The organism is Parvularcula sp. LCG005, from assembly GCF_032930845.1.
Taxonomy (GTDB): Bacteria; Pseudomonadota; Alphaproteobacteria; order Caulobacterales; family Parvularculaceae; genus Parvularcula.
The window spans coordinates 652,169-678,125 of sequence record NZ_CP136758.1 but is presented as its reverse complement, the minus strand read 5'-3'; the positions used below and the strand labels follow the sequence as shown (position 1 = coordinate 678,125).

General features: G+C 61.6%; 25 protein-coding genes. 2 read left to right on the top strand and 23 right to left on the bottom strand.

All coding sequences use genetic code 11. The features are described 5' to 3' along the window. The first annotated feature begins 51 nt into the window (after positions 1-51). A complete protein-coding gene (locus tag RUI03_RS03155; RefSeq protein ID WP_317288838.1) occupies positions 52-1,779 on the top strand; it encodes an alkaline phosphatase D family protein in 1,728 nt (575 codons plus the stop codon). A gap of 158 nt (positions 1,780-1,937) precedes the next feature. Next, the gene (locus tag RUI03_RS03150; protein WP_317288837.1) at positions 1,938-4,199 is read left to right on the top strand and encodes a histidine kinase dimerization/phospho-acceptor domain-containing protein; all 2,262 of its coding nucleotides are present in this window, start codon (positions 1,938-1,940) and stop codon (positions 4,197-4,199) included. Here the strand turns inward: RUI03_RS03150 and RUI03_RS03145 are convergent. The 23 genes from RUI03_RS03145 to RUI03_RS03040 all read right to left on the bottom strand — a co-directional run bounded on the left by RUI03_RS03145 (position 4,186) and on the right by RUI03_RS03040 (position 25,926). Beyond that, the gene (locus RUI03_RS03145; protein WP_317288836.1) at positions 4,186-7,029 is read right to left on the bottom strand and encodes a bifunctional [glutamine synthetase] adenylyltransferase/[glutamine synthetase]-adenylyl-L-tyrosine phosphorylase; all 2,844 of its coding nucleotides are present in this window, start codon (positions 7,027-7,029) and stop codon (positions 4,186-4,188) included. The two genes, RUI03_RS03150 and RUI03_RS03145, sit on opposite strands and share 14 nt — an antisense overlap. 24 nt (positions 7,030-7,053) lie before the next feature. Next, entirely contained in the window at positions 7,054-7,344 is a 291-nt protein-coding gene (locus tag RUI03_RS03140) for an HU family DNA-binding protein (protein ID WP_317288835.1), read from the bottom strand. A gap of 115 nt (positions 7,345-7,459) precedes the next feature. After that, positions 7,460-9,061, bottom strand: coding sequence for a HAMP domain-containing sensor histidine kinase (locus RUI03_RS03135; protein ID WP_317288834.1), 1,602 nt, complete (start codon positions 9,059-9,061; stop codon positions 7,460-7,462). A gap of 62 nt (positions 9,062-9,123) precedes the next feature. Next, positions 9,124-9,804 (bottom strand): winged helix-turn-helix domain-containing protein, encoded by a 681-nt coding sequence (locus RUI03_RS03130; protein WP_410795912.1) that lies wholly within the window; start codon positions 9,802-9,804, stop codon positions 9,124-9,126. A gap of 131 nt (positions 9,805-9,935) precedes the next feature. Then, positions 9,936-11,465, bottom strand: coding sequence for a Do family serine endopeptidase (locus RUI03_RS03125; RefSeq protein ID WP_410795890.1), 1,530 nt, complete (start codon positions 11,463-11,465; stop codon positions 9,936-9,938). A gap of 170 nt (positions 11,466-11,635) precedes the next feature. Further along, entirely contained in the window at positions 11,636-12,568 is a 933-nt protein-coding gene (locus RUI03_RS03120; protein ID WP_317288832.1) for a DnaJ C-terminal domain-containing protein, read from the bottom strand. A gap of 93 nt (positions 12,569-12,661) precedes the next feature. Continuing rightward, positions 12,662-16,462 (bottom strand): glycoside hydrolase/phage tail family protein, encoded by a 3,801-nt coding sequence (locus RUI03_RS03115; RefSeq protein ID WP_317288831.1) that lies wholly within the window; start codon positions 16,460-16,462, stop codon positions 12,662-12,664. After that, on the bottom strand, positions 16,459-16,911 hold the full coding sequence (locus RUI03_RS03110) for an NlpC/P60 family protein (RefSeq protein WP_317288830.1): 453 nt from the start codon (positions 16,909-16,911) through the stop codon (positions 16,459-16,461). The genes RUI03_RS03115 and RUI03_RS03110 overlap by 4 nt, the downstream gene beginning before the upstream one ends. Continuing rightward, positions 16,908-17,792: a DUF2163 domain-containing protein gene (locus RUI03_RS03105; protein WP_317288829.1), complete on the bottom strand. Its 885-nt coding sequence runs from the start codon at positions 17,790-17,792 to the stop codon at positions 16,908-16,910. Before RUI03_RS03105 ends, RUI03_RS03110 begins: the two co-directional genes overlap by 4 nt. Next, on the bottom strand, positions 17,792-18,427 hold the full coding sequence (locus RUI03_RS03100) for a DUF2460 domain-containing protein (protein ID WP_317288828.1): 636 nt from the start codon (positions 18,425-18,427) through the stop codon (positions 17,792-17,794). Before RUI03_RS03100 ends, RUI03_RS03105 begins: the two co-directional genes overlap by 1 nt. Continuing rightward, positions 18,420-18,950 carry a hypothetical protein gene (locus RUI03_RS03095; RefSeq protein ID WP_317288827.1) on the bottom strand — a complete coding sequence of 177 codons (531 nt, stop codon included), beginning with the start codon at positions 18,948-18,950 and terminating at the stop codon, positions 18,420-18,422. The genes RUI03_RS03100 and RUI03_RS03095 overlap by 8 nt, the downstream gene beginning before the upstream one ends. Continuing rightward, complete coding sequence (locus tag RUI03_RS14730) at positions 18,947-19,087, bottom strand: phage tail assembly chaperone (protein ID WP_410795889.1); 141 nt, start codon at positions 19,085-19,087, stop codon at positions 18,947-18,949. Before RUI03_RS14730 ends, RUI03_RS03095 begins: the two co-directional genes overlap by 4 nt. A gap of 29 nt (positions 19,088-19,116) precedes the next feature. Continuing rightward, entirely contained in the window at positions 19,117-19,458 is a 342-nt protein-coding gene (locus tag RUI03_RS03090) for a GTA-gp10 family protein (protein ID WP_317288826.1), read from the bottom strand. Then, positions 19,455-19,871 carry a phage major tail protein, TP901-1 family gene (locus RUI03_RS03085; RefSeq protein ID WP_317288825.1) on the bottom strand — a complete coding sequence of 139 codons (417 nt, stop codon included), beginning with the start codon at positions 19,869-19,871 and terminating at the stop codon, positions 19,455-19,457. Before RUI03_RS03085 ends, RUI03_RS03090 begins: the two co-directional genes overlap by 4 nt. A gap of 12 nt (positions 19,872-19,883) precedes the next feature. After that, on the bottom strand, positions 19,884-20,306 hold the full coding sequence (locus RUI03_RS03080; RefSeq protein ID WP_317288824.1) for a DUF3168 domain-containing protein: 423 nt from the start codon (positions 20,304-20,306) through the stop codon (positions 19,884-19,886). Continuing rightward, positions 20,303-20,617, bottom strand: a complete 315-nt coding sequence (locus RUI03_RS03075) for a head-tail adaptor protein (RefSeq protein WP_317288823.1) — start codon at positions 20,615-20,617, stop codon at positions 20,303-20,305. Before RUI03_RS03075 ends, RUI03_RS03080 begins: the two co-directional genes overlap by 4 nt. Beyond that, complete coding sequence (locus tag RUI03_RS03070; RefSeq protein ID WP_317288822.1) at positions 20,614-21,171, bottom strand: phage head-tail connector protein; 558 nt, start codon at positions 21,169-21,171, stop codon at positions 20,614-20,616. The genes RUI03_RS03075 and RUI03_RS03070 overlap by 4 nt, the downstream gene beginning before the upstream one ends. A gap of 63 nt (positions 21,172-21,234) precedes the next feature. Then, positions 21,235-22,434: a phage major capsid protein gene (locus tag RUI03_RS03065; RefSeq protein ID WP_317288821.1), complete on the bottom strand. Its 1,200-nt coding sequence runs from the start codon at positions 22,432-22,434 to the stop codon at positions 21,235-21,237. Between the two features lie 8 nt (positions 22,435-22,442). Further along, on the bottom strand, positions 22,443-22,958 hold the full coding sequence (locus RUI03_RS03060) for an HK97 family phage prohead protease (RefSeq protein WP_317289631.1): 516 nt from the start codon (positions 22,956-22,958) through the stop codon (positions 22,443-22,445). After that, positions 22,958-23,203, bottom strand: coding sequence for a hypothetical protein (locus tag RUI03_RS03055; protein WP_317288820.1), 246 nt, complete (start codon positions 23,201-23,203; stop codon positions 22,958-22,960). The genes RUI03_RS03060 and RUI03_RS03055 overlap by 1 nt, the downstream gene beginning before the upstream one ends. Continuing rightward, positions 23,200-24,375, bottom strand: a complete 1,176-nt coding sequence (locus RUI03_RS03050) for a phage portal protein (RefSeq protein WP_317288819.1) — start codon at positions 24,373-24,375, stop codon at positions 23,200-23,202. The genes RUI03_RS03055 and RUI03_RS03050 overlap by 4 nt, the downstream gene beginning before the upstream one ends. An 11-nt stretch (positions 24,376-24,386) precedes the next feature. After that, positions 24,387-25,646 (bottom strand): DNA-packaging protein, encoded by a 1,260-nt coding sequence (locus tag RUI03_RS03045; RefSeq protein WP_317288818.1) that lies wholly within the window; start codon positions 25,644-25,646, stop codon positions 24,387-24,389. Continuing rightward, positions 25,543-25,926 (bottom strand): hypothetical protein, encoded by a 384-nt coding sequence (locus tag RUI03_RS03040; RefSeq protein ID WP_317288817.1) that lies wholly within the window; start codon positions 25,924-25,926, stop codon positions 25,543-25,545. The genes RUI03_RS03045 and RUI03_RS03040 overlap by 104 nt, the downstream gene beginning before the upstream one ends. Positions 25,927-25,957 lie beyond the last annotated feature (31 nt).

The window sequence follows — 25,957 nt, the reverse complement described above, 5'->3', positions numbered from 1 at the left end:
ACGGTGCGTTTGGGGCCGCCCCATGCACCAGAACAAGATGTGGAGGCGCTCATGAAGATCACCCGGCGACAGGCCCTGCTCTCATCCCTTGCCGGCGGCGTGTCGGGCTGTGCATCCCTCCCCGCAGCCCAGCGATTCGACAGCGCCCAGCCGACACAGTCATCGGCCGACATGTTCAGGCATGGCGTGGCCAGTGGTGACCCGGCCGCCGACAGTGTCGTGTTGTGGACACGCATCAGCAATGTGACCGGCCGCATCACCGGCACCGTCAGACTGACCGAGGACGATGCCTTTTCTGCGGTCCCACGCAAACCGAGGACGATTCCCTTCTCGACGGATGCAGCGCGCGACCATACGGTAAAAGTGCTGGCCACCGGGCTGAAACCGGGCACGCGCTACACCTACCGCTTTGAGGTCGACAGCGAGCTTTCGCCCGAGGGCACCACCCGGACCCTGTCGCAGCAGGCCGAAGAGGCCCGATTCGCTGTGGTATCGTGCTCAAACTTCCCGTTCGGCTTTTTCAACGTTTATGACCACATTGCCCGCCAGCCGGACATTGATGCGGTCATCCACCTTGGCGACTACCTCTATGAATTTGGTCCCTCAGGTTATGGCGGGAAATCAGGCGCCGCGTTGGGCCGCAACCACGAGCCGCCCCGCGAGATCCTGACCCTGGCCGACTATCGACAGCGTCACGCCCAGTACAAGGGCGATCCATCGACCCAGAGCATGCATGCGGCCCATCCGCTGATCGCCGTGTGGGACGATCACGAAACCGCCAACGACGCCTGGCAGCACGGCGCCGAAAATCACCAGCCCGCCACCGAAGGGGACTGGGAGGTCCGCAAGGCGGCCGCGCTGCAGGCCTATTATGAGTGGATGCCCGTCCGTGACCCGGTCCCCGGTCGCCCGCGCGAGGCCCTGTTCCGCAGTTTCACCTGGCCCGGCCTTCTGACCATCGCGACACTAGAGACCCGACTGACGGCGCGCAGCGCCCCCCTCGTCTACACCGAGTTCGTCCCGACGCTGCAGACACAGGAAGACATTGACGCCTTTCAGCGTGACGTGATCGGTGACCCGTCCCGCCGACTGATCAGCGACGCGCAAATGGATTTTCTGCGCACCACCTTGAAGGGCTCCGTCGATCGGAAAGAGCCGTGGCGGCTATTGGCCAACCAGGTCATGTTTGCGAGCGTGATTGCCCCCAATCTCATTCCCTATGCCGACGAAGAGACAATCCAGGAGCTGGAGAAACAGTGGGATCAGGCCAGGGCATTCGTCGAATTCTCTGCCCTCGGCCTGCCCATCAATCTTGATGCCTGGGACGGCTTTCCGGCCGATCGTGAGCGGGTCTATGCCATGGCCCGAAGTGTTGGTGCCAGCGACCTCGTGGTCCTCACCGGTGATACGCATGAGGGATGGGCCAACGACCTCTTCACCGAGGGCGGAGAGCAGGTCGGTGTGGAATTGGGCGCCACCGGCGTGACATCGCCCGGACCGAGTCTCTATCTCGGCGACAAGGCCTTCGACTACTCCCTACTGATCCGCCGCAAGAACAAGCACGTCCGGTATCACGAACCCCTTTACCGCGGCTATGTGCTTCTCAGTTTGTCAAAGACCAAGGGGAAAGCGGATTTCGTGGCGGTCAGTACGGTGACAGACACGTCCTACGATGCCTCGGTCACCGCCAGCTTCGATCTGCGCAAACAGGATGGCACAGTAAAATTTGCCGCGCCCAAAGGCCTGGGCGTCAAGGAGCGATATCTCTACTCCACCTGAGGTCGACTCACCGATGCCCCTGTTCAGCGGGAAATTGCCCTGCTGGCGCGTGCGCCCCTATTTGGTTAAAAAAATCCTGCCAACAGGGCGTGACACCGGACTCGGAACGCCCGTATGAATCTTAATGAAGACTGAACAAGATCGGCAGACGGCCTAGAATGCGACCCGGGCGGACAAAAAAAACAAAAACCACCGCGCGCTCCGACCGCGCCGCGCCTAATCTCGGCCGCCTGACGGCGCTCACCCTCCTGCTTACCGGTTCCTGCCTTGGTGCGCTTGGCTATACCGCCATGGAAGAGGCGAAGCGTGTTCAGACTGCGGAGAAAGAGCACCTGACCGTGGCCGCCGTTCGCAGTGCCGATTCGATGAGCCGCCTTTTGCCGATGACCTTCGCACCGGGCGATTCGAAAACCACGCAGGCGAAAGGCACCCTGCGCCTCCTGGCCCCCACTGGCGGGGCCGCGTGCCTGATGAACGTCTCTGGCCGCAGCTTCATCTGCGGCAGTCACGATGCGTCGCTGACATTCTCTCCGGAAGATTTCTCGACCATGGGACGGCGCGGCAATATCAACCGCCTAGACCTCAGTGACGGCCGGACCATGAACGCCGTGGTACGTCCCCTCCCCGGTGGACAGCATGTCATCGCGATTGCCCCCAGCGGGGCCGCGGGCTGGCGCATCTTCACGCCCTATCTGATCGCCAGCATCGCCCTGCTGGGCCTTGCCGCATCGTTTCTGTCCGTTGCCGGACGGCTGCGGCTCTCCCTGGCCCAGACGGATGCCGACCGCCGCCTCCTTCTTATGCGTCTTTTGGGACCGGAGCAGGCAGGCTGCGGCATGTGGCAGGCGGACGATGAAGGCGTGGTCCTGCCCGCCGCGCTTCTGTCTTCCCTTGGCTATGAGCGCGAAGACCACATGGTGACCTATGCCGGGCTGCGCGGGTTTATCCACAATGACGACCTGCCCCGTGCGCTGGGCGTCTTCCTTGGCAATGCTCAGTATGAAGACGGCAGCATACGGATCAAGAATGCGCAGGAAGAATGGCAGGCGGTCTATATTCGCGTATCACAGCTCAACGAGCCACGCGAAGGCATTGCCGTGCCGGTCAGCGACGATGCGCTGGACGATGGCCGCGCCGACGACCTGACGGACCGGTTGCGCGAAACGCTGGAGGCCATTCCGCAGGCGTTTCTCCTTTGGGATGCCAGCGGACGTCTCGTGGCGTGGAACGATGCATTCTGCGGCCTGTTCGGCGCGGACAGCGAAGCCCTGGCGGAGGGAATTACGGTCAGGGACCTCGCCCGCTCCATCAACCCCGAGCACACGCAGCTGCTCTATGATCACTTCACCCCGCCGGTGGAGGGGACAACCGAGGCCGAGGCGCTGTTCCCCGGCGACCGGTTCATGCGGATCATCCGCCGTCAGACTATCGGTGACGGCTGGGTCTGCATCGGGACGGACATCACAGACGCCAAGGCCGAAGGCGATATGCGCGCGCGCAATGAGCGTGAGCTGCAGATGACCGTCGATATTCTCGAGAAATCACGCGGCGACCTGCGCGAAGCGATCCGTAGCTATGAGCTGGAACGTCAGCGGTCAGAAGATGCCAACCGTGCCAAATCCGAATTCCTCGCCAATATGAGCCATGAGCTGCGCACGCCGCTCAACGCGATCAATGGCTTCTCCGAGCTGATGAAGGAAGAGCTTTACGGTCCGCTCGGTCACGAAAAATACGGCGAGTATATTCGCGACATCCACGCCAGCGGCAGCCATCTGCTGGCCCTGATCGACGACATTCTCGATCTGTCCAAGATCGAAGCCGGCAAGCTGGAACTCAAACCTCAGCAGACAGATCTTGAACGGGTGCTGCGTGAGGGCCTTCGCTTTATCGAAACCCAGATGCGCGAGAGCGATGTCACCCTGCGTGCCATGATCGATCAGGTGCCATCGGTCTGGGGCGACCCACGCGCGATCAAGCAGATTTTCATCAACCTTCTGTCGAACGCGGAGAAGTTTACCCCGCGCGGCGGCTCCGTCACGGTTACGACGCTGGTCGATCTGTCCAGTGTCACGATCCTCATTGCCGACACCGGCATCGGGATTCACGAGGATCACCTCACCCGCCTGGGCGCGCCGTTCGAGCTGGTCGAAGATCATTTCAGCCGCACCCGGCGCGGCTCCGGGCTCGGTCTTGCCCTGTCCAAGTCTCTGGTCGAGGCGCAGGATGGCATCCTGGCCGTAGCGAGCGAAGTCAGCCGCGGCACAGTCGCTGCCTTCACCCTTCCCCGCCGTCCGGGCGTGGTGGCGACGCTGCCGTCCATGCTGAAGGAACGCGCCCGCGTCCTGACAACGCCAGATTTGGAAAAGCTGGTGCCCATGCATGGCGAAGAGCCGATGCCGCGGTCGGCTATGCTGAACTAGGGTCCTCTTCGTACGGACCGACCAAACGTTCAAAGACGTCAGCCACCCTGGCAGCGTGAAGCTCCAACTGATCGGCGATCGGTTCCTCGGTCCAGCCGTCCCACAACCCTCGCAGGCGGGCCTCCTGCCGCGCCGAGAAGCCGGGCGGTGCCTTTGCACCGAACACGGCGCGACCATATTGCGCCAGGCTTTCCATCGCACGCCGCGCCTCGATCAGCATTTTTGCATCCTCGATCTTCATCAGGCCATGCTCCGCAATGATGGCAATGGCAGCCTCGTTGCCTTGCGGGATGCGCCCGAGCGTCTGGCCGTGGATCAGCGCCAATGATTGGACGATGAAGTCGATATCGGTCAGCCCGCCCTTGCGGCGTTTGACGTGGAAAGGCGTCTCGGCCGGCTTTTCCGACAACAGACGTCGGCGCATTTCAAGAACCGCCGGCAGGACATCGGAAGCAGGCCGCTCGGTTGTCAGGGTGCGTTCCATCACGGCCCGGACATCGTCCACAAGAGCTGAGTCCCCCGCGACCACGCGCGCCTTGGTCAGGGCCATGACCTCCCACACCCAGGCCTTCTCCTGATAATAGTGGTCGAAGGCGGAGAGCGAGACAGCCGTGGGCCCGGCGCCGCCTGAGGGACGGAGCTTCATGTCAATCTCATACAGCTCCCCTTCCGCTGTCGGCACGGACAGTGCACTGACAATCCGGCGGATAAGGCGGGTGAAGAAAACCTCTGTTTCGTCTTCATTGGCCGATCGGTAGACGAAGACGAGATCGAGATCCGAATGAGGCGACAGCGCCTGCGCCCCCAGTCGCCCAAAGCCGAGGACCACCACCTCGCCAGCCGGGGCCTGGCCCGGCGGCGTCATGTCGGCCCGCACCGCGGCCATCAGATCGGCGATGGCCACATCCGCCATATCCGACAGTGCCTGTCCCACGGCAAAGGGATCCGTCCGCCCCAGGACCAGCCCTGCCGAGCTGCGCGTACGATGTTCGTTGACCAGCCGGCGCGCCTCATCGAGGCGATCTTCGAGAATATCGCCGTCCATGGCGGGCGGCAGCGGTTCGGCATGGATGTCGAACCCTTCCAGCAACCCTTCGACGAGGGCTGGGCGCTGTCCCATCTTGCGGGCCAGTTCCGGCGATGACTGGCAAAGAACCAGCACATCATCAAGGATTTCCGGCTGCGCCGTGAACAGCGCAAACACCTGCAGTCCGCCGGACAGTGAACTGAAAAACCCATCGAGCGCGGCAAACGCGGCATCGGGATCGTCGAGCTGCCCCAGCCGGGTGAGAATGCGCGGTACGAGATCCGTCAGCAGCTCACGGGCGCGGACGGATCGCGTCGCCCGAAGTCCGCCCTGGTGCCAGCGGCGGATACGGCTGGTCACCAGCTCCGGCGCAGAAAAATTCAGCTTACGCAGGGTTTCAAGGGTGCGCGGATCATCCTCAACACCGGTGAAGACGAGACTGCCAGGCACAGGTTCAGCCGGCGCAGGTGCACCGAAGAGGTCCGCATAGCTGTCATGCACGAGGTTCATATGCGCCAGCGTCTGGGCACAGAACTCATCCATGTGCTCAAACCCCATCATGCGCGCCAGAATGGCCAATTGTTCCGGGTCTTCAGGAATGTCCTGCGTCTGCGTGTCTTCACGCATCTGGAGCCGGTGCTCCAGATTGCGGTGGAACACGTAGGCGGCCGTCAGTTGCTCGAGCAGATCAGCTTCGATCTGTCCGGTGTCGTGCAAGGCGCGCAACGCCTCAACCGTGCGGGAGGATCGCAGTTTCAGGTCGCGGCCGCCAAGAAGGAGTTGCTGGGTCTGTGCGAAAAACTCGATCTCGCGGATCCCGCCCTGCCCCAGCTTGATATTGGCCCCGGCCACTTTCAGGCTCGGATTGCCCTTTTCGGCGTGGATCTGCTGCTTGATGGCGTGGATATCGGCGACCGCACCATAGTCGAGGTTCCGGCGCCAGATGAATGGCTGCATATCCTCGAGAAAGCGCCGGCCCACCTGCTCATCGCCCGCACAAAAGCGCGCCTTGATATAGGCGGCACGTTCCCAGTTCTGGCCGTAAACCTCGTAATAATGCTCCGCTGCCGTGAGGCTGACAGCCACGGACGTCGCCCCCGGATTGGGGCGCAGCCGAAGGTCCGTACGGAATACATAACCCTCGGCCGTCTGTTGGCTGAGGATATCAACCATGAACTGCACGGCCTTGACCGCGACTGCCTTCACATCGAGGCGGCTATCCTCCGCCACCGGGATGTCGTCCGGGTCATAGACAGCGACGAGATCGATATCGCTGGAGTAATTCAGCTCGCGACCGCCATGTTTACCCATGGCAATGATCGCAATGCCGTCCGGCTTTGAAGGGGCATCCTTTGTGAATTGCAGACCGCGCAAGGCAAGCACATCCACCCACGCGGCGTTGAGGGCGATCTGCGTACAGACATCCGCGAAATCACTGAGGGTCTGGATGACATCTTCAAGGTCGAAAACACCCGCCAGATCGGCAAGCCCCAAGGCCAGCGCGAAATCCGCCTTGGCGTGGCGCAACCGGCTCTTGGCCGATGCACCGTCCTCGCCGTCCATGACCTCAGGCATCAGAGATGCGAGACCGCGTTCAGCCGGGGCGGCCAGCACCCGCGCCAGTCGATCTTCCGTATGGTGACAGAGGCGACCCAGAAAGGGTGACAGAGCTTCTACGCCCTTCAAGAAACGGTCAAGCGCGTGCTCGGGCGCAGCATCATCCGCTGCGCCCGCCGCCAAAATAGAAGAGGCCGCGCCCTGTTCGAGCGCAGCCTCCAGTTTCGCCTGTAGCGTGGGGATCATTGAAATCACCCAGCAGGGTGCGCCTTACTTGGCGATGCCAGCTGCTTCTTTAAGGTTCGACGAAGGACGGAACCGAAGGGATTTCGATGCCTTGATCTTGATCTCTTCACCGGTGCGAGGATTGCGGCCCTTGCGTGCCGGGCGCTTGGTAATCGTGAAGGTGCCGAACGTACCGATCGTGTACTTCCCTTCCTTCTTGGCCTTTTTCAGACCTTTTTCAATTTCGCCAAAGACGAGCTCGACCATGCGCTTTGCCTCTGCGTTGGTCATGTCACCGGCGGCGGCGACGTTGCTGATGAATTCTGCCTTACTCATGGGTGTTCTCCAAAGCCTCCTACCGGGCTCAAGCCTGTTGAGAAGTTGATTAGAGCGGTGATTTTTCCTGCCTTGCAAGGGGGAAGTTGCAAATACCCCTTATTTTCGCTGGCCTTTAGCTCGATGGCGGTGCGCCAGGCCGGTCGGCCGTGGGGGCCAGAGCGCGTTTGACGGGCTTCGCCGCTGGCGGGAAACTGATTCGCACACCCAGACCGTAGGCATCGGGCCGGTGCAGTGCGCGGGTATCAGTACTGTGCGGCAACCCACGGCCGATCGACAATTGCGCGCCGTGGCGCCTCGCGATCGCGGCCACGAGAGACAGCCCGAGGCCATTGCCCTGGGTCGACCGGCTCCGCTCCAGCCGCACAAAACGCTGCAGGATGCGGTCATAGTCGCCTTCAGAGACGCCAGGGCCATTGTCCATCACCGACAGCAGGATACCACCGTCGGGACGCGGTGCGACGGTCAGTTCAATCGTAGGCTGAACGTCGCCTGGATCCTCAGGGTTTCGCCGGGCATATTTCAGGGCGTTGTCGAGAAGGTTGGCGATCGCCTGGCTGATCAGTTCCCTTGAGCCCATCACCGTTGGCGCGGTCTGGATATTGCCGACCAGCACAAAGCCGTCATCGTCCGCTGCGGGCTCGTAGAGCTCAAGCATCTCCTCCGCGACCGCAGAGACGTCGACCGGTACCTTTGTGCCGCCGCCCTCCCCGGATTCGATACGTGTAATGGACAGGAGCGCATTGAAAGTGGCCAGCAACCGCTCGACGTCTGACTGGGTCCGCTCGATCACCGCCGCCTGATCGGCGGCCGGATCATTGAGCGCGGAGTCCAGCCGCGCCTTGATCCGTGTCAGGGGCGAGCGAAGGTCATGGGCAATGTTGTCCGAGACCTGCCGCATGCCGGTCATCAGCCGCTCGATCTGATCAAGCATGCCGTTGATATTGTCAGACAGCGTATCGAATTCGTCCTGTGCGCCCGACAGGGCAATCCGCTTGGTCAGGTCACCATCGCGGATGGCCTTGACGGTCTGCCCGATCTGGTCAACCCGCCGCAGGAATGTGCCGCTGTAAAACGCGCCAAGCGCCAGCGCGAGGAAGAGAGAGAAGATACCGACCCGCACAACCGTCTGCTGCGCTGCGTCGCGAATTTCCGTGACTTCGCTGATATCCCTTGCCGTCAGGATGACAGCGCGCACCTTCGTGCCGTCCACGCCGCTATACAGGAAATTGCCGACCCGGCCGACCGCTGGATGCTTGGCCAGTTCCCGCCGCCCGGTCTCACTGTTCAGCACACGGGCTTCATATTCGAACTCGAACATTCCCTCCGCCGTCAGCGCCTGGGGCGGCAGCGATTCAAGATCCGAAGTCAGTTCGAGGAACGGTTTGTTCTCAAACGCGACGAGGATCATGTAGATCGCGTCTTTCTGTACGACCTTCAGTCGTGCGACCTCATTCACCACATCGTTAAGGCCCGCGGTGCCGTCCGACCCACGCCGGGCATTGACCTGTGCCAACCAGTTCAGCTCACTGACAAGTTCGTCATCGAGCCGTTGCATGGTGGCGCCAAGGGTGGAGGCAAAAACGAAATAGCCGATACCGCCGATCGACAGCACAAACAGGATGAAAAAGGCGATGGTGTACCGAAACGCAGACGTGCGGAACAGGCGCGGCAGAAACCGGCGCTGTGTCAGCGGCGTATCGTCAGCGGTTGGCATGTCAGGCGCTTTCCCATTGCATGAAGCGTAAAAAAAGGCGGCCGGGGCCGCCCCTTCCTGACTTATTCGTCTTCATCCGTCAGCGTATAGCCCGCACCGCGAACCGTCCGCAGGAGCGGTTTGTCAAATTCCTTGTCGATTTTGGAGCGCAGGCGTGAGATGTGAACATCAATCACGTTGGTCTGCGGATCAAAATGATACTCCCACACATTCTCCAACAGCATGGTGCGGGTCACAACCTGACCTGAATGGCGGATCAAATATTCCAGCAGACGGAATTCACGGGGCTGCAGATCAATTTTCTTGCCCGCGCGGCGAACCGTCCGGGTGAGGATATCCATTTCCAGATCACCGACCTTGAACCGGGTCTGAATATTCTGGGGACCGCGCCGGCGGCCCAGCGCCTCGACACGAGCGATCAGTTCAGAAAACGCATAGGGCTTGACCAGATAGTCATCGCCGCCTGCCTTCAGGCCGGCGACGCGGTCATCCACTTCCCCCAGCGCGGAAAGGAACAGGGCGGGTGTTTCATCACCATCGCCGCGGCGGTTTTCCAGCATTGTCACGCCGTCCATGCCGGGCAGCATACGGTCAATCACATAGGCGTCGTATCCGCCCGATTCGGCCATGTTTTTGCCGGTCAGACCGTCCAGCGCATGATCGACTGCATGTCCCGCCTCGCGCAGGCCCTTCACAAGGAAGGTTGCGGCGTCGGCGTCATCCTCAACAACCAGAATTCTCATCATATCCTCCGTGGGTTGCCCCACATGGCCTGCCCTTCAGGGCAATCTGCATTCTTATAATATGTGTGCAGCCTCCGGCCAAAGGCAAATACCTGTGGCCGGAGGCTGCTATTCACTGCTGCGAGGCCTGATCAACCGCGATCGTCGTCTTCACCACCGCCAGACACAGGCAGGGCGAGGAAATAGGCCCCGCGTTGTGGTGTCTGCACACGGATCAGAACTGCTTCCTTGCCGCGTGCCTTTGCAGCTTCCACAGCCTTTTCAATGTCTTGAGGCGATGACACGTTCTTGTTGTCAGCGCGGGTGATCAGCATGCCGGACCGGATACCGGCCTCGGCCGCTTCGGATTTTTTCTCGACATCTGTCACCAGCACACCGGTCACATCGTCTTCAAAACCCATCTGTTCGCGCGTCTGCGGGCTGAGCGACGAGAACGTCACCCCCAGATCCTTCATGTCGTGGCCCTTTGGCGTGACCGATTCACCTGCTTCACGCGCTTCCATCGGATCACGCTTGGCCAGCGTCACGTTCAGGCTCTGGGTCTTGCCATCGCGCAGCACCTTGGCCTTGACCTGTTTGCCGGGCGGCAGTGCGCCAACAGCGCGGGTCAGACCCGCCGAAGATTCAATCGGCTTGCGGTCGAATTCGAGGACCACGTCCCCTTCCTTGAAGCCCGCCTTCTCAGCCGGTGAGCCTTCAGACACCGCAGCGACAAGTGCGCCCTTGGCTTCTTCAAGGCCGACAGCCCCAGCCAGACGCTCATCAAGGTCACCGATCGTGACGCCGAGCCAGCCGCGCGTAACGGATCCATCAGCAATCAGCTGACCGACGATATCGGACGCCACGTCTGCCGGTACGGCGAGGCCAATGCCGACATTGCCGCCGGTCGGCGAAATGATCGCCGTGTTCACACCGACGACATTGCCCTTGAGGTCAAATGTCGGTCCGCCGGAGTTCCCGCGATTGATGGAGGCATCGATCTGGATAAAGTCCGCATACGGTGTTGCGCCCCGGTTCTCCCGACCGATGGCCGAGACGATGCCTGAGGTCACCGAACCGCCAAGGCCGAACGGGTTACCAACGGCGAGGACATAGTCACCAACGCGCAGGTCGGCGTCGGTGGAGAAGCGCACGAATTTCTGTTTGCTTGACGGCTGCACGCGCAGGACCGCAAGGTCCGTTGACGGATCGGTACCGACGAGTGTGGCCTCCAGCTCTTCACCGGAGCTTAGTACTACGCTGATCGAATCGGCACCCTCCACCACGTGGTTGTTGGTGACGATATGGCCCTGGTCATCGATGAAGAAGCCCGAGCCTTCGGCGCGCGCCGTGCCTTCTTCCTCCTCATCACCGCCGCCGCGGAATTCGGGCGGCAGCATACGTTCAAATTCCGGGGGAAGGCCCATGCGCTTGCGCAGGGGCACCGAGGTCTCGGTTCGGATGCTCACAACAGCCGGGCTGACCTCTTCCACCAGATCCGCAAAGGAGAGTTGCTGAATCAAATTGGCGTTCGGCGCCATCATCTTCGGTCGCGCCTCCTGCGGCGCTGTCGTGTCCTGCGCGCCAATCGCGCTGCCCACGACGCCCACCGATGCTGCCCCGAGGGCAAAGGCCCCTGCACCAACGAGAAGTGACCGACGAAAGAATGACTTGTTTTGCATAATCTGACTGAGCTCCGAGTAATAATCTGTCTCTGGCGTCGTGAAACCTAATGTGGATCAGCTAACCGGCCTATGACCACGCGCTTAAACTTGTGTAACAGCAAGCTGGATTCGGGCTGGTTTCAGCGGGTCTGTCAAAAACGTAACCCCGCTGGAGCGTGCAGACGTCGTCAGGCCGCCTGTTTGAGCTTTGCCCGAGGGTCCGTTTCAGACGGTGACCAGGATTTGGCGAAGGCTTCGAGCTCGTTGTCCGGCTGATCCGGCAGGACAATCTTGGTGCGCGCGAAAAGGTCACCGTAAATGCCGGTTTTCGGGTCTTTGAGCCCCTTGCCGCGCAGCCGGAAAGAGACGCTCGAACTGGTGTTCGGCGGCACGCGAATGGCAACGGGGCCTTTGAGGGTCGGGATTTCAATCTTGGCGCCAAGAATGGCTTCTTTCAGCGTGATCGGCACATCAACCGTCAGGTCGTCGCCTTTCAGCTGGAACACTGAATGCGGTTTTACAGTCACTTCGACCAGCACATCGCCAGCTGCGCCGCCATTGATGCCTGGGGAGCCCTTGCCGCGCAGGCGCAGGGTCTGGCCGTCACGCAAGCCTTCGGGGATGCCCACATTGATCTCCCGCCCATCAGGCGGCAGCGCCACGCGCTTGGTGGCGCCCCGTGCCGCATCAAGGAAATCGACCGACAGGCGATAGCGGATATCGCTGCCCTTCTGGGGGATAGGACCGCGCCGTGCCCCCGAAGCGCGTTGGCCAAAGAAATCGCCGAAAATATCTGACAGGTCTTCAAAGCCGCCTGGCCCTGTACCGGGACCTGGACCACGCTGCTGCCAGCGTGCGCCGCCCGCGCCGGCACCGCCCGCGAATGGCGAGCGCTCATTGCCGTCAGCATCCAGTTCGCCGCGATCAAACCGGGCCCGTTTGTCCTCATCCCCGACAATGTCGAAGGCGGCAGAGATCTGCTTGAAGCGATCTTCTGCGGCCTTGTCGCCGGGATTGCGGTCGGGATGGTACTGTTTCGCCAGCTTGCGATAGGCCTTGCGGATGTCTTCCGCCGAGGTCTGCCGACCAACACCGAGCACTGAATAGGGATCTTGAGCCAAGGACGCCGTCTCCGGGGGTATAAACAAAAGTCTGTCTATATCTTAGCGAATGGGTCCTTATTTCAAGTAACCATCCGGCCCCGACGACGAGATTTACAAGAAAATGCGGGTTTCGCGACCATATCCATAGAGACTGGACCCTTGCGCGACGCTGACCGAGTGGATCGTGTCAGCCGTGAGAAGCGCTTCAGGGACGGCGACGACCTGCTCCTCAACCAAAATACCTGCGATATCATAGGCGCGGACGCGGTATTGCTCGGCCGTTTCGCCCAGCGGCACCTCTTCGATCTGCCAATTATCGCCGCCGATGCGCGTCCGGCGTATCCAGCGCAGGGCGACGCCGTCATCCGACGTGGTCGCCCGCAAATGCGCTGGCGCGAAGGGCCGTGCGCTGGCACCGGTCAGGCTGATATCGAAGGTGCGGTAGGGAAAGGCCCCCGGCGCCGTACCGACAGGCCCGGCCTGCCATCGCACCTCCGTCCCGAACAGGTCCGGCGGCAGGGATTGCACCGTCTGTGCGTCGGAGAGGACGACCAATCGGCTGCCCGCCGGGGCGCCTGTTGCTGCCTCAGCTTCCGTGCCGCGCAGACCCCGTAACAGGCTGGAGAGCTGCCACACCCCATCTTCCCTTAAAGTCGCGTCCCTGTAGCCAAGAATTTCCCAGTCGCCGTCCGTCCCCTCGACCGCAATGCGACCGGCGCCGCGCAGAACAGCAAGATTGTCCAACGCCGCCAGCCCGCCGTCAAAGAGCCGGAGCGCGATCTCTGTGCCGTGGTCCCAGCGAGAGGTCGGCCCCGGCGGCAGCGCCGCTTCCAGCCGACCCATCACGCTTGGCGCGGATACAAGACCCAACCGCTCACCCAGCCCATCATCGCCATCGTGAATGGCCACCGCTCCCGGCCAGGGCGAGGCATAGGCCGCGACGTGCAGCACACCCCTCTCCTCTCCCTCAGGCAGGACGGGAATATCAAGAAAGGCCACCACTGGCGGCCCGGCAACGCGCGGCGCAGCCGCGATCGTGCCCGACAGACCCGTAAAGCGCGGCTGGTAGAGGCCAGGGTCGGTCTGTACGCCTTCGATCTGGCGCCACAGGCCGTCGGTCAGTTCAGTCACCCGGAAGGTGCCTGACAGCTCATCGCCCGTCACAGACAGGACATCCGCCGCCTCAACCCGGAACTGATCCGGGCCCAGACCAAAACTCACGGTGTTCCGCATTGCCCGCGCTTCGGCCAACAGGGCCGCGGCTCGCCCCTCCGCCTCGCCGGATTCCAGCACGAGTGCCGTATCGACAAACATCGCGCGACTGTTCCGGGCGACGGACTCCGTCACTTCCGCCACACCGCCGCGATAGTCCGATAACCCATCCGTATACGCGAAGGACAACCGCGCCGGCAGGTCCGCTTCCTGGGCGCGTGTGCGGGTTACGATGGGTCCGCCATCGTCGACGAAGCCGTCAGTCGTAATGTGGTGATCGGGATAACCCGTGCGCGGCCGAACGATCAGCACACCCGCCCGCTCTACGGCATCAAGCTGATAGACGTCGATCAACGGCTCAATGGCGTCCCGCGCAGCCATTGGTCCCGCCAACTGATAACCAAGCACGAGGCTCTGACAGGCCGTGGCATCCACCGCCGGCACACCCGCCTCACGCGCCAGATGGGTGATGAGCTCGCCCAGCGGTACCCGCCCCGCCCGACCATTGAGCCAGTGCCCATAGGTCCAGTTATCCGCATCGCCCCAGATGTCGCGCCTGAGTGGGAAATCAGGGAACGGCCGCGCGTCCCAAGTGTAGAGGAAGATGCGATCGCTCGCGACCATCGGTCCGCCGTAGACGGCGGACACCGGATTGTTCTCATCATCGGTCCAGAAATTCAGATGCGCCTCGATGAAGCGGCGCTGGATCATATCGTCGCGTTCACCGGTCGAGAAATAGGGTCGTCCGCTTTCAGACGATTTGGGATCAAAGAACAGATTGGGCTGGTTCGCGCCCTTATCTGTGGCGGAGCAGCCAAGCTCGGTCATCCAGATGGGCTTGCTCTCAGGTACCCATGCCGTCGGCGTCACACGGCGCGTGCCGCGGGGCCGGTCATGGTGGACCTGTGACCACCATGACCACAGGTCCTTGTACCGAAAAACCCAGTCTTCCCCGTGGGCAGTATCGGCGATGGGCGTGCGGATCTGTACCAGTCGGTCTTCGTCACTGGCATAGTACCAGTCATATCCTTCGCCGCCGCGGATATTGCCGGCGAGGTACTCATCGTCATACGTTGATCTGTACCCCTCCGCCGCATCCAGATGATCTGCACCTGCCCGCCAGTCGGCCAGCGGCATGTAGTTGTCGATGCCGATAAAATCGATATTCGGCGATGCCCACAGAGAATCCAGATGAAACAGCACATCACCGGTTCCATCGGCTGGGCGGTAATTGCTATACTCGGACCAGTCCGCTGCGTAGGAAATCAGCACGTCCGGTCCGAGAATGGTGCGCACCTCCGCCGCCAGACTGACCAGGAAGTCCACAAAGATGAAGGCGCCCGTCTCATCACGCACATTGCTCAAAGAACGGAGTTCTGATCCGATCAGAAAGGCGTGAACGCCCCCTATTTCTGCGCAAAGGGTGGCATAGTGCAAAATCATGACGCGGTACCGGGCCGCAAAGGCCTCGATTTGCGCGCGAGCCGCAGGCGTTTGGTCAGTGCTGTTCCGGTCAGCCACGGTGATCCGCCCCCGCCAGGGGTAGGCCGGCTGCACCGCGCCGCCGATCGGATCGGGCAGATTGTTGTCCGCCGGAATATCCATCAGCACGAAGGGATAGAAGACAACGTCGAGGCCACGCTGTTGTAGGTCGCGGATGGATTGCCGGACACCTTCATCAGAAGGCGTACCGCCATAGGCAAGATTGCCATCGCCAAGCCGCGACACCTCGTTGGCGGTGCCGCGCGTCCAATCGGCCACGCTCCAAGCGTCTGGCAGTTGTATTTTGTCGTTGGTTTCGACCCGCGGTTCGATGCGACATTCCCCCGCGCGCAAATCCGTGCCGAACCACGAGACGATCAATTCTACCGCCTGAATATTGGGCAGAGTCGCCGTCATGTGACTGACGGCTGCGCTGAAATCCGTACCGCCCATATTGCCGTGGACATTCTCGGCGCGGGTCACACCCTCGACCCGTTCCGTCAGTACCGGTTCGGTATGATACACGGCCTCGCCCGATCCGGGGATGAGTGTGATGGCTCGCGCCTGCAGTTCCAGTGAGCGGTCGTCGCTGGAGGGTATCGGACGCTCGACCTCAAAATTGACCTGGGGCACCCGATTGCCGAATGGGCCAAGATCAAGGTCTTCGAACACAATGTAGCTGATACCCCGGTAGGCAGGCGGGTCAGCCTCAACCACCTCAATGAGGGGGTCAGTCAGTTGATCCTCCGTGCCGCGATAGAAGCGCACATTGAGATCCGCCAGCGATAGCGGCTGACCATCAGCCCAGACCCGGCCGATACGCTGTATTACCCCTTCGCCCAGCGCGATCGCCATCGAAACGGAGTACCGATAGGCCGTATGCTCCTCCTCGACGATTCGGCGAACGCCCTTGCTGCCGCTCGATGACCGTGTCACCTCAGTGGTTTCCTTGAAGGGCGTGATCCAGATGATCTGACCGGCAACGCGGTTCAACCCGAAAACCCGCCGGACAGGCACGCCCTCGGCCGCTGTCAGCAGACGGATTTCTTCCCGTCGGGGGCCCTGTGAGCGTCGCTTGACGGGCCCGAACAACGCATTCTGGGCCATGGCGACCGCGGAATTCGTCACGCTTGAGGTCAGCGCAGCGCTCAGTTGAGATCCCAACGACTCGGCTGAGCTGACGACAACCTGACCGGTCTGTACCAGTTGCTGGCTCATGACGCCTCTCCTTCAGTCAACGGAAAACAAAAACGCGCGGCCAGGCGGGATGACCAGAACGGGGTCCAACGGGACCGGACAACCTGCCGCCCCGCATAGGCGTGAACAAAGGCGCTCTCGCTGATCATTATGCCGCAATGTTTGGCCGGGGCGCCCGGCACCATGCGGAACACCACCACCTCACCGGCGCGAACGCGGTCGGCATCACAGGGGATGAGATAACGATGCGCGGCGTCCAGCAGCAATTCGTCCCCCTCGCCCCGGTCCCAATGCGGCAGATAGGGCGGAACGGGTTGGGGTTCAGCCCCATGCAGATACCGCCATACACCGCGGACGAGGCCAAGGCAGTCCGTTCCCTGACCTCTCGCCGACGCCTGATGGCGATAGGGTGTGCCTAACCAGCTGAGGGCTTCAGACACGATCACGCGATCAAGATCGTCCCGCGTCATGCTGTCTCGCGATCTTCCCGATCGCCCCCCGGTCCGGGATAGCGGGTCAGGATGTCACTGCCAGGAATATGTGGGAAGCCGCGAAAATTGACGGCATTGGCAAATTTAGACTGACAGGTCGACAGACGCTTGTCGCAGCCCGCTGTTACCCGCAGTAGCGTTGTTGCCGCGACCGGCGCCGCCAGGCTGTCCCATAGGGACAGGATGGCTATGTTCCCGGCCACGGCATGTTCCCTGATGGTCGCTCGTGTCCCCGCGAGGGGGCCGTCCAGAACCTCCACCGTGCCGCCCGTGAACCAGCCTGCGGGATGGTCAGGGTCTTGATTGATGGACAGGTCGCGCGCGCTCTCGGACACGATTTGTGCCTGCGCCGTGTACGCACCATCCGTCAGATCGACGCCACAGCGCCGGTCGCCAAGACGGGCATCGCACTGGCGGCCGTAAACGCGGCCAACCACCTGGTCGAGATAGTGCTTCAGGCTGCGAAACTCAGCCCGGTAACCCGCCCCTGACCGCTCAATCCGCCCGATAGTGCCGGATTTGACGAGAAGGCGTGCCTCTGGATCCGTCCAGTCGACCCGCCAGATGTCGATGCGTGCCTCGTCATACCGGCCCTGGTCGATATCATCATCACCCAGCACGTCGCTGGACAAAATGCCCATGAGATCCGCATTGTCCGGCGCAAGGTCAGCTCCACTGGCGAGCGCGGTTCCATCCGCCCCGTCGCCCGAGCGGAAGACAGTGCCAGTAAATTCAATGTCTCGATCATGGTCAGTGACACCGATCTCGACGCCATCGGTCCGCGTGATCCGCCAACATGTACATAACGAGGCGGCAGCGGCGCTGAGCGCCTGTTCCGTATGGGCATCAACGGGCAGCATCAGAAACGCACCTCAACGATCGGAATATCGGGAATGTCCGCCCCGCCCGGCTCGAGCGACAGGATCAATTCGTCCGTGTCAAAACGGGCGGGGATGTCGAACAGAAATCCGGCTGTCAGAACAGCTCCGCTGGCCGGGGGTGTGGTGATCTGGACGACGCCCGTCAGAGTATTGACAGTGAAGTCCTGCCCCTCCGACAGCTCAAAGCCGTCCTGGGCAATCCGTACCGTACCGCTGCACGGCAGGGCAATCATCCGCTGCGTGGTCTGAACGCCGCTCTGATAGCGGCGCGTCAGCTGGAACAGGCTGGTTGAACCGTCACCCACGCCAAGCGGCTGATCGAGCGCCGTCACCTCCTCAGTCGCACCGCCTGATCTATGATCGAAAGGATCGCGCCAGCGAAAGGCAAACCGGCGACCCTCTCGCGCCTCAAAAAACGCCAGTAGACGGTGCATGTCGGCCATGCTCCTGACACCATAGCCCGCATTGAAGCGGCGACGCGAGGCGGACCACCGCGCGGTGCGTCGCTCGGCACCCGAGGCCAGACTGACCACATCGGTCCGGCGAACCGGTCCACCGCGTGATCCAAGAGCAATATCGACCGGGAACTGAACATCATGAAAACCTTCAGGCATTGCGATGAGCCTTTCCCAATTTTCGCGCGACATGGCTGGCAATCTGGCTGTCCGACCGTCCAAGGCTGTCGCGCCCCGAGCCGCCAGATATCGTCACGGTGACAGCCGTCGGTTGGACCCGGCTTGTCACCTGCCCAGCGGTCGCTGGCCGAAAGATCTCGGGCCCCTGTTCACCGACGAGATAGGACTGCCCCGGCAGGACCGCGCCGCCCCCCGCACGGGTGCCGCCGAATATCTGGTTTAACACGCCATTGATCGGTTGGCGGACCACCTGATCGACTGCCAGCGCCGCGACATCCTTCAGGATGGCGTCGACAATGCTGTCAACCGACAGACGTCCCTTCTCCGCCGCACGGGTCAGTTCGCTGACCAGCGACTGCCCGATGTCCTGGAACAGGCCTTGGACATTTTCCGCCAAGGGGACGAGGTCTTCATCGATTGTTGCCTGCAGGTCTTCGCGCAACCCCTGCAGGTCACCGCGGAAGAGATCTCGGTCGATTTCCACACGTATGGTTTCACTCATTTAGGTTCATCTCCACGGGACACGCCGTTTAACAGTTGCAGCAGATCGGCGCGGGTCATGTCGGGATCACGCGGGCGTACGACTTCGCCAACGAGCAATGACCATTCAGCAGCGCCCAGCGCCCAGAACTCATCCACTTTCAATGCCAGTGAACGCAGACCGAGCGTCAGCCAGCCGCGCCAGCGGTCGGACCGAGGATCGGCTTTCCCGGCGCCTCCCCGGTCAGGATTTCGCGGAAGAGCATGGCAATCGCGCCAAGTGCCTCTCGGAGATTGATCGTCCCGTTCCGCACACGCCGATCACTATCCTCATCTCCCGCCGCCTTTGCCAGGATACCCAGAATGCGGATCAGTTCCGCCGCAGACGGATTACCAAGGCGAAACGCAAGATCGGTCAGGGTATCGATACCCAGCGCTTCCTCGATTTCGGAAAGCGCCCCCAGTGTCAGTTTCAACGGCAGTTTGACGCCGTCAACATCGATATGAGCTTCACTGCGCAGACTGGTCATGTCAGATCCTCAGCTTCGAACAGAATTTCGCCCGCGGATGACAGCGAAAGGGAAAAGCCGGCTTCGCCGCGGTAATCGCCGGACAGGTCGAGATTGGTGATCTGAAATGGCCCGGTCAGCGTGCCGCTGCCCGGCATGACGAGCTGCCACTCAGCCGCCTCACCACTGAAAAACAGCGTTCGCGCACGAATGGCGGCAGCATCGTCGATGAAGACCCCACTGCCCGCCACATTGGCCTGGCGCAGGCCACCTGATGGCAGGAGTGTTCGCCACAGACCGCTGTCGGCGTGGGTGATATCGACGAGACCGGCGCTCAAGGAGAACGTTTTCGTCCGCAAGCCCCCGACCGGCACGAATTCACCGGTTTCCATTCTTAGTGTGAGCAGCAGGTCCTTGCCGCGAAGTATGGCCATGTGCCCGCCTCCTTAGACTGTCTGGGTCAATGGTTCGGTGACGAGGCGGAAGCGCGCCACCCCGTGAAACGTTTCGGCCTCCACCGGCCGGAAGATATCGGCGAAGGCAAAGCGGCACTGCGATAGACGATGACCGTCAAGCGGCAGGACCGCGTCGTGGAGGCGCGCCTGCAACAGATCGGTGATGGTGCGCACTTCCTGTCGGCCGCCCCATTTTGAATAGATGTGCAGTCTGATGTCGTGCTCACGTGCACCATCCAGTCCGGGATAGTCGGATATTTTCGCCTCCCCGACCGTGATGAAGGGATAGGTCGGCTCGTCAGGCACGCTGTCGTGGATCTGGACGCCCGTTGACGCCACAGCCTGCAATTCCGCATCGTTTCGTAGCAGGTCATATAGGGCCACCTGAACCGCCCATGAAGCTGGCAGCGTCATACGATCTCCTCCATCGTCAGGGTGTGCGTACGCTGACGGTCACCACCCGCACGAATGTCCGTGATCCGGTGAACGACTCCGCGATAGACAATACGTGCCGAAAACCCGATCGCCTCCTGATACCGCATGGTTAGGCGATAGCGGCGACGGAACCGGTCACGTCCAGCGACAGATGTTCGCCGACTGGAAAGGCTTTCCACGTTTGCATCGACGTTTGTGCCAGCATCATAGGAGGGCTCGAACCCGCCCCCGGCATCGGTAATCGGCGCTGGCATCAGCACCGTCACCTGCGCCCTCAGATCACCGATCATAGTCGCACCAGCCTGTAGGGCGCAATCAATGCGTCTACGGATAAGGGAACAGGGACATAACGGTCGCGCCGGAACAGCTCGCGTTCTTCGTAATAGTGAGCGGACAGCAAATAGACCGCGTGGAGAAGGTCGGCCGGCAACGCGCCTGCATCCTCAGCACCTGCGCTGAAGGAAATGGTCAGGCTGGAAAATGTATCTGTGCCTTGGGTGTAGGGCAGCTCAACGCAGACCCAGGCGTCATCGCCAAGTCGTTTTTTGATCGCGTCTTCGCGAAGCGTGAACGGCGTCGCCGCGCCATAGGTCGCCTCAACACTGTCAATGCTGACGACCTGGCCGGGGCGCAGGGCGAGCGGCCCCTGGGGCAGCGCCTGCACGCTCAGGGACCAACTCTGGCGCAACAGCGCTCGATCCAGACGACGCTCAATGACCGTCACGGCTGTTCGCTGAACATGATCGAGCAGCGCGTCTTCATCATCGCGATCAATGCGCAGGGCCGCTTTCAACGCGTCCAGCGGAATGGGCAAGGTCGCCGGTGGCGTCACCTGTGTGAACATGACAGCACTCTTCTTTTGGGGAAAAAGGAGGTGCCCGAAATATCCGGGCACCTGTGCCTGAAATCAGGCGCTCATTTTCAGGAACTTGATGGCGGAGAAGTCCTGAACGCCGCCGCCGACACGCTTGGTCGTGCAGAACAGGACGTAAGGTTTGGCCGAGAACGGATCACGCAGCACCTGAATGCCGGCCCGGTCCACAATCAGATACCCGCGGGCGAAGTCACCAAAGGCGATCGGTGTCGCAGCATTGGCAACATCGGACATGTCCTCCGCCTCCGTCACCGCATAGCCGAGCAGGGTCGATGGCTGACCAGCGCTGATGCCCGGAGACCAGAGATAATTCCCGTCGGCATCTTTCAGCTTACGGACGGCGGCGGCCGTACCGCGGTTCATGACGAACCGGCCATTGGCACGATAGGCCTGGGGCAGCGTGTAGATGAGGTTGATCAGGTCATCGCCACTGATCGACGCGCCACTGCTGGAGACGGTCCCCAGCTCATCACTGTCACGGACACTGTCATCGGCCGTGGTGTAGTCAAGGAAGCCGCGCGGGCGGCTGGTCCCGTTGCCGGTGATGAAGGCTGTGGTTTCCTGTTCTGCGAAAGCGACCTGCACCTCGTCAGCAATCCACTGACTGACGTCAACGATGCTGTCCTCAAGCAGGGCCTGCGTCGTGGCAGGCATGGCATAGAGCTCCATGGCCGGAAAATCGAGCGCCTGCAGCGACGGGGTGGCTGTTTCCGGGCGTGAGGCTGTCTCACCGGCCCAACCAGCCGCGAACTGGCCTGGCTGGTACGGCTTGCGATAGGTGTGGCCACTGATCTGGCGGACGGTCGCAATCTGGCGGATGGGAGAAATGGCCATCAGCCCACTGTCGATCATCTGTGCCGTTTCCACCGGGGCGATAACGGCGCCATCCGTATCGCTTGCGGCAATCGACTTGATCGAAGGAGCCGCCATCAGGCCGGAGCGCATATAGCCATCAAAGGCCTGTTTGGCTTCAGTTGGAGCGACCAAAGCGGTCCCCTCACGCGCCGGGCGAGCATTCAGAACGGACATCCGCTCAATCGCCGCCTTCTGTTCGGCCACGACGCTGTTCAGCCGATCGACTTTCTCCGTCAGCAGACCATCTTCGTGGCCGCGCTTTTCAATTTCTGCCAGACGCTGGTCATTGGCATCCTTGAACTGCTCGAAGGTATAAAGAAGGTCGTGCATTGCCGATTTCATCGGGGCGTCGGACTGGGCCTTGGTTTCCAAACTCATGTTTTTCCTCATAGGGTGGTGGAAAGAAGATTGCGGGGAAGTCGTTCACCCGGCGCGCTGACACGGGTGATCCTCGCCTGGGGGGCCATGGGAAACGTCACGATCGATACTTCCCATAGCGCGACCTTGTGCAACTCCCGTTGCCCGGCCCTGTTGCGTCGTACCCGTTCCGGTTTGAAGCCAATCGACAAACCGTCGATCGCGCCGCGCCTGAGCAGGTGGTAAAGATCACCGCCGCGCGCTGTGTCAGCGAACAAGTGTCCGCGAACGAACAGTCCATGATGATCCTCCCTCATCTCGGTCCAGCGGCCAATCGGCTGATCTACCGCATGCTGATAAAGCATCATGACACGGGACGCGGGATCGGGGATAAGATTCTTCGACAGCCTGGTGACTGAGCTGAAGGCACCCGGCATGACGATATCCCCGGACAGGTCGACACTGCCAAAGATCGCAGCATAGCCCTCGATTTCTACAAGGCTCGCATCGGGCTCCGACACGGGAGATGGATCAGCAAGTCCCATCACCGCAGCCCTCCTGAATTGTCATCAAGCTTGCGTTCAATACGGATGAGGGTGGATTGAATATGGTCCCCCTGCTCTTCCAGTCTTGCGACCCGCTCAGCGATATCTTCGGAGCGAGCGATACGGACCTGCAACTGGTCCAGCCGCTCGGCCGCAGCGCCAGCCCAGAGCAGCGCGGCCACGGTCTGGGCCAACATCGCGCCACTGATCGCGACAGACAGCCTGCCGTCCCAGCTGGCGCTCATTGAGTGCCGCCTTCTGGCAGAGCCGGATAGCCAAGTGCCAGCCTCTTTTCCTCTGACGTCAGAACATCACTGGAAAGAAGAAGGTCAAGACGGGCAAGGCGGCCATCTGCCAGGGCGTCAATACGCTCCTCGTCAAATCCGATCTCCACGTCTGACAGACCAAGCCCGTGATTGAGGCCCGCGACCACCTTGCCGATCAGCGGCAGGATCGTGTGGCGCCAGAACGCAAGTACCGCCTGCTGATAGTTTGAATAGGTGTTGTCACCGGGAATCCCCAGCAGCATGGGCGGCACACCGAAGGCCAGCGCAATATCCCGCGACGCGCTGTTCTTCAGGTCGATGAAATCCATCTCGGCCGGGCTCAAGCTCATGGGCTTCCAGTCGAGCCCGCCGTCGAGCAGCATCGGTCGGCCCGCATGGCGCGCGCCTTGGAATGTTTCGCTCAACTCGGCCTTCAGGCGGTCGAACTGGTCGCCAGTGAGGTGTCCTGCCCCGGCTTCACCTCGATAAACCAGCGCGCCAGAGGGGCGGGCCGCATTGTCGAGCAGCGACTTGTTCCACGCCATAGCCGTGTTGTGCAGGTCGATCGCGTTGCCCGCCACCTGCATTGGGGCCTGGCCATATCGGTCATCACCCGGATTAAACAGCCGCAGGTGGATGAGAGGCATGGAGCCGTCAGGGCGGCGAGAAATGACCCGCTTGTGCGTGCCTGCGCCGTAGGTATAGGCTGACGGCCAGCCATCACGACCGGTCTGGACCTGAACCCTGTCCGGCCGCAGGCAATAAAGGGCAGCCGCGCCTTGGTCCCCGTCGATGATTTCAAGATAGGCGTTGCCGTGGATTTGAAGATGTCCATACACTTCCTCCAGCAGTGCCTGACCCGTCTGGTCCGGATTGGGACTGCGCAAAAGCCGGCAAAGTGGATGATCATACTGACGCTCACCGGCCTGGCACAGGATCAGCGGCACCGCCGATGCGGCATCGGCAATCATCTGTACACACCTGTAGGCGATGACGTTCCGACCGAACCCGTTGGTTGTCAGGCTGGCACTGTCGCGTCCGGTCCAGCTGGGCTGGCCCATCCCATGAAGAGCGATCAAGTCCGACAGAACGGTTCCTTTAGCTTCGGGCGCACGGCTGCTGTCACCCTTTCGGGTGGTCAATCCAAACATTTTTCTCTCCTTCAAAGGACGCGAATGGCAGGCTGTTGCTGATGACCAAGCATCAGATCAGTCAGGGCCCAGACAAGGGCGTCGAGACGATCGGGACTTTTCTCGCGACCCGTGCCGGTAAAGGCCGTCAACTGGCTTTCCAGCGCAGCAAACTCACCCACATGGCGCACACGGCCTTTTTCATAGAGAGCCGATACCGGCTCTGCGCGAACCATCTTGTTTCGGGTCGCGCGGACCTGACGGATGGGCACGGCGGGATCTGCCAGTCGGATCATCTCTTCAACCAGATCGCCGCCCTGATTGACCTCTGCAATCATGCGATCGGCACCGTGCGCGTGATAGAGCGCCACTGCCCGCTCGGCCCACATTGCCGCGCTGGTCGCGTGCACCGTTCCATCGGCGAGCACATACGCGGTCCGCGCTGCGCCCTCCCCTGCGACGCCGGCGACGATGATGCCACATTCATCCGCATCCGGCCCACTGGTGACGGGCGGGTCGATGGCGACGACAATGCGATCCAGTGGCGGGGCGTTTGCAATTCGCGCTGCCTCGATCATCTGCCACGACCAAAGAGCGCCTGCGCGATCTTCCACCATCTCACCATATAGCTCCTGACGACCCAGGGCCGTCCCCTCATAGGTGGACGCAATCTCCGTGAAGAACGCTTCCGCCAGATGCGCCTTGTTGTCGAACGACGTGGCCCGGGAAACGAGAGTGCGTCTGTCGGCCAGGAGGCGCTTCATCAGCGGCATGGATCTTGGCGTCGTCGTGACCACCTGCCGTGGACGGTCACCAAGACGCAGGCCCAGCTGCAGATTGCTCCAGACCTGCTCGGCCTGCCGCCACTTGCATAATTCATCCGCCCACGCTGCTTCGAACTGAAAGCCGCGCAGCCCCTCCGGGTCTTCGGCGGAAAACACATGGCCGATCGCCCCGCTTGGCCAGGACAGCCGGTGACGTGACGCCTCATAGACCGGGCGCTCGGCAGGATTGCCGATCGCGCAGAGGCCCGACGGTCCATCGATCATCACCTCTCTGGCATCCTCATAGGTTTCCCCGACAAGCGCGACACGCGCCGCCCCGCCCCTGACCTGCGCGGCCAGCCATTCGGCCCCGGCACGCGTCTTTCCCGCGCCGCGACCGCCCATCAGCAGCCACGTGGTCCAGTCAGTCTTCTGCGGATCCGGCAGCTGATCGTCCCGGGCCCACAGGGTCCAGTCGTATATCGCGTTCCCGGGGGCGATCTTCTCGAAGTCGTCGAGCGAGCTCATCCTGCCCAAGGCGATTTGCATAGCGAACCAGTTGATCGAAGAGCTTGCGCTTTTCGTCATCATCGGCAGGGCTTTTCAGCGAACCGGATTGATATTTTTCGGTCATGACCAGACATTTCTCTACATTTCGTTCGTAGGCGTATAGAATACGCATCTTGCGATCAGCGAGGGAAACATCGTCCGGATCGGACCAGCAGGTCCGCGTCACTTCAGTGCACAGCTCGGTGGTCATTCGAATGACACTACCGACCAAGGCGTCTTTCAGTTGATCTGCGACCATGGTGTTCCCGTCTTGATGACAGGCACATTAT

What these genes read in the sequence shown, in the direction of transcription:
- RUI03_RS03155 (WP_317288838.1), top strand. Translation starts at nt 52, where the DNA reads ATGAAGATCACCCGGCGACAGGCCCTGCTCTCATCCCTTGCCGGCGGC.
- RUI03_RS03150 (WP_317288837.1), top strand. Translation starts at nt 1,938, where the DNA reads ATGCGACCCGGGCGGACAAAAAAAACAAAAACCACCGCGCGCTCCGAC.
- RUI03_RS03145 (WP_317288836.1), bottom strand. Translation starts at nt 7,029, where the DNA reads ATGATCCCCACGCTACAGGCGAAACTGGAGGCTGCGCTCGAACAGGGC.
- RUI03_RS03140 (WP_317288835.1), bottom strand. Translation starts at nt 7,344, where the DNA reads ATGAGTAAGGCAGAATTCATCAGCAACGTCGCCGCCGCCGGTGACATG.
- RUI03_RS03135 (WP_317288834.1), bottom strand. Translation starts at nt 9,061, where the DNA reads ATGCCAACCGCTGACGATACGCCGCTGACACAGCGCCGGTTTCTGCCG.
- RUI03_RS03130 (WP_410795912.1), bottom strand. Translation starts at nt 9,804, where the DNA reads ATGAGAATTCTGGTTGTTGAGGATGACGCCGACGCCGCAACCTTCCTT.
- RUI03_RS03125 (WP_410795890.1), bottom strand. Translation starts at nt 11,465, where the DNA reads ATGCAAAACAAGTCATTCTTTCGTCGGTCACTTCTCGTTGGTGCAGGG.
- RUI03_RS03115 (WP_317288831.1), bottom strand. Translation starts at nt 16,462, where the DNA reads ATGAGCCAGCAACTGGTACAGACCGGTCAGGTTGTCGTCAGCTCAGCC.
- RUI03_RS03110 (WP_317288830.1), bottom strand. Translation starts at nt 16,911, where the DNA reads ATGACGCGGGACGATCTTGATCGCGTGATCGTGTCTGAAGCCCTCAGC.
- RUI03_RS03105 (WP_317288829.1), bottom strand. Translation starts at nt 17,792, where the DNA reads ATGCTGCCCGTTGATGCCCATACGGAACAGGCGCTCAGCGCCGCTGCC.
- RUI03_RS03100 (WP_317288828.1), bottom strand. Translation starts at nt 18,427, where the DNA reads ATGCCTGAAGGTTTTCATGATGTTCAGTTCCCGGTCGATATTGCTCTT.
- RUI03_RS03095 (WP_317288827.1), bottom strand. Translation starts at nt 18,950, where the DNA reads ATGAGTGAAACCATACGTGTGGAAATCGACCGAGATCTCTTCCGCGGT.
- RUI03_RS03090 (WP_317288826.1), bottom strand. Translation starts at nt 19,458, where the DNA reads ATGACCAGTCTGCGCAGTGAAGCTCATATCGATGTTGACGGCGTCAAA.
- RUI03_RS03085 (WP_317288825.1), bottom strand. Translation starts at nt 19,871, where the DNA reads ATGGCCATACTTCGCGGCAAGGACCTGCTGCTCACACTAAGAATGGAA.
- RUI03_RS03080 (WP_317288824.1), bottom strand. Translation starts at nt 20,306, where the DNA reads ATGACGCTGCCAGCTTCATGGGCGGTTCAGGTGGCCCTATATGACCTG.
- RUI03_RS03075 (WP_317288823.1), bottom strand. Translation starts at nt 20,617, where the DNA reads ATGATCGGTGATCTGAGGGCGCAGGTGACGGTGCTGATGCCAGCGCCG.
- RUI03_RS03070 (WP_317288822.1), bottom strand. Translation starts at nt 21,171, where the DNA reads ATGTTCACACAGGTGACGCCACCGGCGACCTTGCCCATTCCGCTGGAC.
- RUI03_RS03065 (WP_317288821.1), bottom strand. Translation starts at nt 22,434, where the DNA reads ATGAGTTTGGAAACCAAGGCCCAGTCCGACGCCCCGATGAAATCGGCA.
- RUI03_RS03060 (WP_317289631.1), bottom strand. Translation starts at nt 22,958, where the DNA reads ATGGGACTTGCTGATCCATCTCCCGTGTCGGAGCCCGATGCGAGCCTT.
- RUI03_RS03055 (WP_317288820.1), bottom strand. Translation starts at nt 23,203, where the DNA reads ATGAGCGCCAGCTGGGACGGCAGGCTGTCTGTCGCGATCAGTGGCGCG.
- RUI03_RS03050 (WP_317288819.1), bottom strand. Translation starts at nt 24,375, where the DNA reads ATGTTTGGATTGACCACCCGAAAGGGTGACAGCAGCCGTGCGCCCGAA.
- RUI03_RS03045 (WP_317288818.1), bottom strand. Translation starts at nt 25,646, where the DNA reads ATGAGCTCGCTCGACGACTTCGAGAAGATCGCCCCCGGGAACGCGATA.
- RUI03_RS03040 (WP_317288817.1), bottom strand. Translation starts at nt 25,926, where the DNA reads ATGGTCGCAGATCAACTGAAAGACGCCTTGGTCGGTAGTGTCATTCGA.